Consider the following 6,717-nt stretch of genomic DNA (forward strand, 5'->3'; position numbering starts at 1 on the left):
TCAAGAGTTCTGCTTGCCGGGGATCTCAACCACCTTCCCGGTGGCGGAGCCCTTATCCGCTGCCGCGGCCGCGCCGTCGGAGAAGTCCATCGGCACGACGCGTTTGGCGAGCAGCGCCTCCATTGCGGCGCTGTCCAGCGGGCGGGAGAGCAGAAAGCCTTGCGCCCGGTAGCAGCCCAGGCCGAGCAATGTCCTGGCCGCGGCCACGGTTTCGACGCCTTCGGCGACGGCGTTCAGCCCGAAGGCATCGGCCAAGGCCATTGTGGAGCGCACGATCGCCAGGTCGCCGGCGTTGGTGTCGAGATTGCGGACAAACCCCTTGTCGATCTTGAGTGTGTCGACGGGCAGCGATTTCAGATACGTCAGCACGCTGTAGCCGGTGCCGAAGTCATCGATGGCGATCTGTACTCCGATCTCCTTCAGTCTGAAGAGCGTCTTGCGTGTGGCGTCGATGTCTTGGACCACCACGCTTTCGGTGATCTCCAGACATACCGTCTGCGGGTCGAGGCCGAACTCGTTGAGTGTGGTCGCAACCGTGTCGACGATCCCATCGGTGACGAGCTGCACGGGCGATACATTGATCCGCAACACCGCACCGCGCCCGACGTCGCGTGACTGCCAAAGCCCGAACTGCGCACACGCCGCACGCATTACGAGACGGCCGAGTTTGGCGCCCAGGTTGATCGATTCGACCACCTGGATGAACGAATCGGGCATCAACAGTCCGAGGGTGGGGTGTTGCCAACGGATTAGCGCCTCGGTGCCGAGGATCTCACCGGTTCGCATGTCGAACTCCGGAAGGTAATGGAGCACCATAGCGCCGGTACGGCTGTCGACCATCCCTTCCAGGTGCAGTTCGATGTCGTTGCGGATCATGTTCGTTCGCAACATCTCCGGGCTGAAAGTGACGACCCTGTCGCCGCCGGAACTTTTCGCCGACCGGAGGGCCTGGTCGACCCGGCGCAGCACGTCCGAGGTGCTGTCCTGCCCGGGTAGAGCCGACGTGACGCCAATACTGACCGTACGGGTGAGCAGCTCATCGTCGATCACGACCTGCTTGTGAACTAGGTCGTGCAGCGACTGGGCAAACACTTCGGCGGCCTCGATGTCCATTGGTGCCGTGGGTACGACGACGAACTCGTCACCGCCGAAACGGGCGATGGCCGCCGGAATGTCCGTGGCCTCGCGCATCAGTTGGGCGAAGGCCTCGATGAACCGGTCGCCGGCGTTTTGACCCAGGTGGTCGTTGATGACCTTGAAGCGGTCCAAGGCAATGAACACCACCGAGACCGGGCCGGGCTGCCCCTCGGCCAGCCGCTGGTCCAGGTATTCGATCAGCGCCCTGCGGTTGAGCAGGCCGGTGAGGTCATCGTGTTCGGCAAGATAGTGGAGCCGTTCTTCTGCGACGGTGCGGCCCTGCAGCTGGGCGAACAGCGCCGCGATGGCTTGCAGGGCGTTGAGTTCTTCCGGTAGCCATTCGCGGTCTCCGAGCTTGCCGAAGGCTAGCGTGCCGGTGGTGACGTCGCCGGATAGCAGCGGAACGGCGGCGAGGGAGACGGTGGGAGCACCGGTGCCTTCTTCAATGTTTTGCTGATAGTCGGCGTTGTCCGGCCGGGGCCGCATCACATCTGGCGCCTTGAGGTGTTCGGCCCGAGCGAAGATAGAGTCGGCGTCGGCGAAATGCACTATGCCGATCGGGTCCGGGTCGGCATTGCGGGGCGGGAATTCGGCGATGAGGATCGTGGCGCGGATGGTGTGGTCGTTGTGTCGCAGGAAGCTGAAATCGACGCCCAGGTCGCGAACCAGGTTGCCGAGCACTCGTTCGCTGACTGCGGCCGAGTCAGCCGCGGTGGCCGCCATCAACTCGGCGGCGGCCGCAGTGACCAAGTAGTCCAAGGTGCCCGACATTTGCCCTTACCGTAGCTGTTACTAGTGCGCGGGGGCAGTTTTTGTTTGCCGCGTCGCGCGTTTGTGTGGAATCACACTGGCACATGCATGGGGCGCGACGCAGTTCACCGCAGGCAGTCAGGCCAGACGACCCCTAGGGACGATCGCCGCACTTCCGTCGCCTGATACGGCTGTTGTGCCAGGTGGACCGTGACATTTGGGTGGCGCACACCGTCTCGCATCGACGGGCTTGATTTCCGGCGGCGCACCTCGGAGGTCGTGTCAGGCCCAGGGCAGCGCCGCAGCCATGCATCGGTGCCGCCCTCGCGGCGGCGGAGTGCTCGGGCCAGAATCGTTGCTGCGCAGGCGATAGCGTCGTGTCGATGCTTAGGTATGGCCGCGGCCTGTCGTTGTTCTTAAGCCGTCGATACGCCTCGGCGCCCGATACCGCTAGCGACGCGGCCGAACACGGACAGGAATCGGACCACCGGCAATCATCGTGAAGTGCAATGCAAGCGGAAATTCATCGTCGAGAGAGCGGATTTCGAACCTGCGGATGAGCGTCGCCAAGGCGAGGGTCACTTCGAGCATGGCGAAATGGTCGCCAATGCACGAGCGCGGTCCGCCGCCGAATGGCACGTATTGCCAACGATTGAGCGCCTTGAAGTTCTCAGGGCTGAACCGGTCGGGATCGAACCGAAGCGGGTCCTCCCAGAGTTGCGGGTCGCGTTGTACGGCCATCCTCCCGACAACGAGCATGGTGCCCTTCGGCACCCGGTAACCGCCCACCTCCACGTCCCGGCACGCCATCCGTGTGCCAGTGGGCGCCGGGGGGCACAGCCGAAGCGATTCCCGGATGACCTGGACCGTATAGCCCAGCCGTGACATGTCGTCGGACGTCAGCGGCCGATCCGGCAGGGCCGCGACTTCTGCCGCGACGCGGTCCTGGCAGTCGGCGTGGTGTCCCAGAGCCCACAGTGCATACGTCAACGCCGTGGTTGTGGTGTCGTGGCCGGCGAAGAGAAACATGACCAGTTCGTCGCAAATCTCTTCATCAGTCAACCGTTTTCCGGTCTCTGGATCCTCGGCGGCGATGAGAGCGTGGACCAATGGTGCGACTCGTGTCGGATCGGCGCGACAGTCGCGCAAAATCTCCTGCGTCAGGGCATGAAGTTTCGCGCTTGCCGCTCGCGCGCGCTGACGCGCGGGAGTGGGCAACCAGCGAGGGGCGCGTAGCGGGCTCGTCGCGCGCCTGACCGCGTAAGCCAACGCCACCCGCAGCGGCTCAACAACCTCGTCGGCGCGTTGTTCCAGGTCGAGCCCGAGCACCGACCGGCCCAGCGCGCGCAGCGTGATCGTGCGGCATTCGGCGTCCAAATCGATCACGGCATCCTCGCGCCACCCCTGGCTCACGGACTGTGCGGCCTGCTCCATGTGACCGCCGAACTCGTTCACCCGCTGCTTGGTGAACACCGGCTGCAGGGTGCGCCGACGTGACTTCCACGGCTCGAAGGGAAGATCAGTAAGGCTGGCGCCGATGATGTGGCGCACCTGCTCGAAGACCGGGGTCGTCTTGTCCACGGAATCATCTTTGGTGCTGAGGATGTCGCGAATAGCCTCCGGAGATGTTGCCAACACAATCGGCGGCATCAGCCATCGCGGCCCTAACCTGAAAAAGGACACACGCCCCCCGGCATCACGCAGCCGTTCGGTACCCGTGCTGAATTCCCGCACCGCCGCAAGACGCTGCCGATAGGGCATGGGATTCACCGGCGGCAGCGGTAAAGATTTGAGTCCGTCACTCGCAAGGGTCTGAACCACGCCTACCTCCCGCGGACAACGTTTCCTATCTCGATCAAAGGACCGCGCAGGCAAAGCTTACCGATCCCGGGTGACCGGGCAAGTCTTTGAACGTCTTTTCCGAAGATCGAAAGACCACGTGCGGCCAGTGGAGAACATGGGTCGAGTTCATAATCATGTATGACTGTGCGGCTCGACATCGATGGCGCGGACATCATGAGAGGTTGAGGGTGAAGAGAATTCGGCCGATGTGGCGGGTACCCGGCGTCGTTTTGCGCGAGCGTCTCCATCCCGCGGGGCGCGAGCGCATTCCCGAGCCGATGGTGGTGGACGATCCGGAATCCGTTGCCCAATTCCACGCCGGCGGCGCGTCCAACCCAGGGATAGTCGCGATATACGATTTCTGCGCTCGTGCGCTCGATGCGCTCCTTCCACCAGGCGGCGCGCTGTTGGATCTCGGCGTCGGCTCGGGCCGTGCGCTCAGCGCCGTCCTGCGCCGACGGCCCGATGTCCGAGCGACCGCCGTGGATCTAGCCCCCAACATGCTGTCCACGGCGCGGGAGCTGTTCGACGCTGAAGGTCTAGGCGAGCGTGTCGAACTTCTGCGCGAGGACATCACCGCGCTGCCAGGACGGATTTCAACGGCTCCGTGGGACGCGATCTCCTGCATGTGGACGCTGCATCAGCTACCGGATTTCGACTCCTTGCGCGGCGCACTCGGACAGATTGCCGCTATCCAACGCCACAGCGGGGCCGCGGTATGGATCTCCGATTTCCAGCGCCTGCGCGACCCGGCAGCCGCCCCCAACATGCTCGCGATCGCAGACCCCGCCTCGCCGGCTGTCCTGCGCCAAGACGCAATTGCAAGCGAGGCGGCGGCGTTCACCATCGCGGAGCTCTCGAAAGAGCTTGCCGCGGCTGGACTGCAAGGAATGCACTGCGGTCATTCGACACCGCTGCCCTATCTGCAGGCGTACTGGATGTTCGGTGCGCGCGGCAAACCGAACGCTCTAACCGGCACGCACGATGCCCGGTTACGCGGTCCGGCCCGCCGCGAGTCGGCCTTGTTGCGCTGGGGATTCACCGCGAAACCGTTCTGAGTCGGCTACCGCTGGGAACGAACTCGGCTGAGACTGCGGCGACTCGGTCGCGACGCAGGTGGTGCGGTGGTCAACCGCAAGACAAGCACGATCGATTCCTCGGGACCGGTCGCGGTAAGGCGCACGAAATCGCTTTGCAATTGCTCTAATTCGCTGGCAAAGTCGGCCGACAACTCGTGGAGATCGTCGGCGTTCCGAGCATGCAGGAAGACCGGCGACAACGGCCGGACGGCGAGGCCCTCGCGCTGCGCGAGGATCCATACCGCCTCAACGGCTGATCCACCACGGGCATAGTCGGTAAGACGTTCCCCGGTCACGGTGATCACCGCCAGTGCCGAGCTGTCGAGGACTTGGTCGCGCATGCCGTCGCCCAGCGCGCTGCCGGCGTTCCAGTCCGCAAGGCAAGCCATCACGTCGGGCCGCCGGACGACATCAAATAGTGCCAAGTCGCTGTCGTCGAGTTCGAGGCTCAGCACCTCGATACCGACGTCGGGATCTGGGTCACCGGGCCAGCGCAGTTCTGAAAACATCTCTTTGTGCAGCTGTGGTGTCAAGTACCGGATTCGGTCGGCTGCAGCGAAAATCGTTGCGGCCCGCGAAAGGTCGTCCCGCGCGGTGAGCAGGTGCAGACGCGCGCCCTCCCGCTCTGCCGTGGTCGAGAGCAATTTGATCGTCTGGTCGTCGAGTGGTTGACGCGTTCCGCCATGGCGGTTGGTCTCGCGTGCGAGCATCGGTTCGTAGAGGTCGGCGAGGGCAGGGTCGTTACCGTTTCCGAAGTCGATCCCGGCCTGTAGGGGAGAGCCGTCTACGTCTTCGGAGACGCTCACCGGCCCGAGCACCCCGCGGGCGGCGGCGGCGATCCTGACGTTGTACAGGGCTGCGCCCAATGCGACAGCGCTGCCGCGGAACCCTACGTCCATCGTTGAAGTATGTTCGGTCGCAACGCTGATGGTTAGTTTGGTCGGTTCTGCGTCGATACGCCATGGCTGACTGTTTCCGCCCGAGGGGGCGCGCATCGCGGCAGCGACAATAGGATCGCTGACCATCGAAGGGGCTGCGTCGGTGCCATGCCCGTCGTCGGGCTCGGGGCGATGGTGGGCCGGCTCGACTTCGTCGAGTTGATCGAGTTCCCAGCCCATGTCGATGCGGCACCGACCCGATCTCAGTTCTTCGCCCAGCCCGATTCTGCGTACGGCTTCGGCTAAAGCCGAGGCGCCGACGATGACGTCGGATGCCAGCTGAGGCCAGGTTGAGAGCGATCGGTCGATCTCGATAAGTGATGCGGCAGTGCGGGGCGATACACGATCGGCTTCGTCGTAACGGAGCATGTAAGGAATTTTTTCCCGGATGCTCATGCCCGGCAGCAGCCCGATGTCGAGGTCGCCCAGCAGCCCGTGCAGGATCGGACGGTCAGGGTCTTGATCGAAGCGTTCAACATCGACCCTTCCGCGATCGCTGGTTGCCATCAGCACGGGGAGACGCCGGTCGCGCGATGCCATGCGCAGGCCGACCTTCATGTCGAGCGAATCGCATTCCTCGACAACGATGTCGAGTCCATCCAGGAACGCGTCGAGGTTGTCCGCGGTGAGTCCCGCGTCGAACACCTCCACCGCCAGGTAGGGATCGAGCTCGGCGATCCGGCGTGCCGCCACATGCGCCTTGTTCAACCCAAGATCGAACACGGTGGCCGGCACCCGATTCAGATTTGACAGTTCCAAATGATCGAAATCTGCCAGCCGAATCCTGCCACATAATCCCTGTAGCGCCAGGGTGTGAGCGATGACATGGCCGACGCTCAGGCCGGCGACGCCGATGGTCAGCGAATTGAGCCGGGCCTGTTCTCGAATGGTGATGTTGTTTCTGTTGCGATCAAGTCGTAGCGTCCGAAACCCCTTCGGGCCCAGCACCGCGACGACGGTCCGCCGCCAGG

At 63.9% G+C, this 6,717-nt stretch carries 4 protein-coding genes; 1 reads left to right on the forward strand and 3 read right to left on the reverse strand.

The genetic code is table 11. The annotated features are described in order from the left end of the window. The gene (locus tag A5706_RS07875) at window positions 1-1,908 is read right to left on the reverse strand and encodes a bifunctional diguanylate cyclase/phosphodiesterase (protein WP_068128842.1); all 1,908 of its coding nucleotides are present in this window, start codon (window positions 1,906-1,908) and stop codon (window positions 1-3) included. Between the two features lie 429 nt (window positions 1,909-2,337). Next, complete coding sequence (locus A5706_RS07880) at window positions 2,338-3,708, reverse strand: cytochrome P450 (protein WP_068128844.1); 1,371 nt, start codon at window positions 3,706-3,708, stop codon at window positions 2,338-2,340. A gap of 227 nt (window positions 3,709-3,935) precedes the next feature. Between A5706_RS07880 and A5706_RS07885 the strand changes: the two genes are divergently transcribed. Next, complete coding sequence (locus A5706_RS07885; RefSeq protein WP_231985123.1) at window positions 3,936-4,787, forward strand: class I SAM-dependent methyltransferase; 852 nt, start codon at window positions 3,936-3,938, stop codon at window positions 4,785-4,787. 5 nt (window positions 4,788-4,792) lie between these two features. Here the strand turns inward: A5706_RS07885 and A5706_RS07890 are convergent. Further along, a partial coding sequence (locus A5706_RS07890; protein ID WP_082964246.1) for an Rv1355c family protein occupies window positions 4,793-6,717 on the reverse strand: 1,925 nt, incomplete at its 5' end.

This window comes from Mycobacterium sp. E796 (assembly GCF_001672815.1).
In the GTDB taxonomy this organism is placed as follows: Bacteria; Actinomycetota; Actinomycetes; order Mycobacteriales; family Mycobacteriaceae; genus Mycobacterium.

Bases quoted from the DNA above. Each gene is read 5' to 3' on its own strand.
- A5706_RS07875 (WP_068128842.1), bottom strand. From the start codon at position 1,908: ATGTCGGGCACCTTGGACTACTTGGTCACTGCGGCCGCCGCCGAGTTG.
- A5706_RS07885 (WP_231985123.1), top strand. From the start codon at position 3,936: ATGTGGCGGGTACCCGGCGTCGTTTTGCGCGAGCGTCTCCATCCCGCG.